The following is a 204-nucleotide window of genomic DNA, read 5'->3' as shown; positions in this document are numbered from 1 at the left end:
AGCATCTGAGTCAGCGTCAACAAGTGCATCAACATCAGCGTCTGAGTCAGCGTCAACAAGCGCGTCAACATCAGCATCTGAGTCAGCATCAACAAGTGCAAGCACATCAGCATCTGAGTCAGCATCAACAAGTGCGTCAACATCAGCATCTGAATCAGCAAGCACAAGCGCATCGACCTCAGCATCTGAGTCAGCGTCAACAAG

1 protein-coding gene is annotated in these 204 nt (G+C 50.0%); it reads right to left on the bottom strand.

All coding sequences use genetic code 11. From position 1 onward, the window contains the following. Positions 1-204: hypothetical protein (locus ADH81_RS11240; RefSeq protein WP_049525687.1), on the bottom strand; the 204-nt coding region annotated here is incomplete at both ends.

It is taken from the genome of Streptococcus pseudopneumoniae (assembly GCF_001072925.1).
In the GTDB taxonomy this organism is placed as follows: domain Bacteria; phylum Bacillota; class Bacilli; order Lactobacillales; family Streptococcaceae; genus Streptococcus; species Streptococcus pseudopneumoniae_Q.
This window is presented reverse-complemented; position numbering and strand designations above follow the sequence as displayed.